The following is a 1,707-nucleotide window of genomic DNA, read 5'->3' on the forward strand; positions in this document are numbered from 1 at the left end:
AGGGTGGATTTGCCTGAGCCATTGACACCCAGAACGGCAACCCGCTGACCGGGAGTGACTGCCACCGCCTGCACATCCAGCGTCGGTGCGGCGTCGTCCTCATAGCGGAACAGGATCTCGCGCAGGTCGAACCGGCCCTCGATTTTCTGACGGCGAAGGTAGGTGCGTTCCTTCTCCTTCTCCTGCGGCGCCTGTGCAATCGCATCCAGCCCTTCAAGTGCGGCCTTGACGTTGCTCCAGCGCGCCAAAGTGCCGGCAAATTGCGTCAGCGGTGCCAAGGTGCGGCTGGTCAGGATGCCGGTTGCGATAATGGTGCCGACGGTGAATTCACCCGCGAAAACCAGCAGCGTGCCCAGCACCACAGCGGTGATATAGGTGGCCTGCTGCACCCCTTGCGACCAATAGGTGAGGGCGCTGGACAGCTTGCGCTGCTCAGTCGCGGAATGGGAGGACAGCGTGTTCAGCTCATCCCACAGCCGCAGCACCCGCTCTTCGCCACGCTGGGTTTTGACGGTGTCGAGTTCGGTGACGACCTCATGCAGCAGCCGTCCGGCCTTGGCATTGGCGCCTTGGGTCTGGCGGGTCAGGGCGATCATCTTCTTCTGCATGAAATAGGCAGGCAGCAGCATCAGAACGCCGCCCGCGACAATCACCCAGACCACCGGCCCGGCGATCGAGGCCACCAGCAGCAGGAAGACCGCGATAAACGGGATATCGGCCAGGGTGGAGATGGTGGAAGAGGTAAAGAACTCCCGCACCGAGCCGAAATCGCGCATTGCAGCAAACAGGCCGGAGGGCGGCAGCGGTTTCTTGTCCGAGCGCATGCCGATCAGGCGGCGCATCAGGTTGTGCTGCACCGACAGCTCGATCTGGCGGCCTGCGGCATCGGTCAGCCGGGCGCGGGCCAGCTTCAGCATCGCCTCCAGCGCAATCGCCAAAAAGGCGCCGACTGCAAGCACCCACAGTGTGGCTTGCGACTGGTGCGGCACCACGCGGTCGTAGACCTGAAGCGAGAACAGCGCGACCGAAACCGCCAGGATGTTGGCGACCAGAGATCCCAGCATGATCTCGCCCACCTGGCGGCGGTATTTCGGGAACTCGCTCCAGAACCAATGGCCGGGGTCGATCTGCGGTGTATGTTTCGCCGCCATCTGCTTCAGCGAGGGGCGGGCCGACAGCACGGTGCCGGTGAAATAGGGGCCGAATTCACCCAGCGGCACTTCGGTGCGGTTGTCCGCGCAGGCGGTGTCGTAGATGGTCAGTGTTTCTTCGGTCTGGCTCAGCACCAGCACGCATTGGCCGCCGGACATGACCGCAAGCGCGGGCCAGAGGGCTGGGTTCAAGGTTTGCTTTTCCAGGATCTTCGGCTGCAGCCCGGTCGTGTGCAACGCCTTGGCCAGTGAATGCAGCGACAGGTCGCCCGGTGTTTCACTCCACAGGAAGGCGGCGACGTCGCTGACCGGCACTTCGCTGCCCTTCAGAGCGGCCAGGGTGGCAATCAGGCTTGCGCGGTGCTGAATTCGGGTTGCTGCGCCCTCCAGCAACGAGCCGACTTCAGGCTGGGTGTCCTGCGGCGGGGCTTTTGGCAGCGGATTGGCGTCCGGAACGGGGACGGGCGCAGAGGCGGGCGTGTTGGCCGGCTGCATCGCCTCCGGTGCTCCGGTTCCGGAAACAGGCACCGCCCGCAGCACCGGCTTATTGCCGGAA

1 protein-coding gene is annotated in these 1,707 nt (G+C 64.3%); it reads right to left on the bottom strand.

Going from position 1 to position 1,707, the window contains the following annotated elements; translation table 11 throughout:
* Window positions 1-1,646, bottom strand: a 1,646-nt coding sequence (locus A2I95_RS35700) for an ABC transporter transmembrane domain-containing protein (protein WP_291737279.1), incomplete at its 3' end; no start/stop codon positions are given.
* Window positions 1,647-1,707: the final 61 nt, after the last annotated feature.

The sequence above is a fragment of the Leisingera sp. F5 genome (assembly GCF_001593695.1).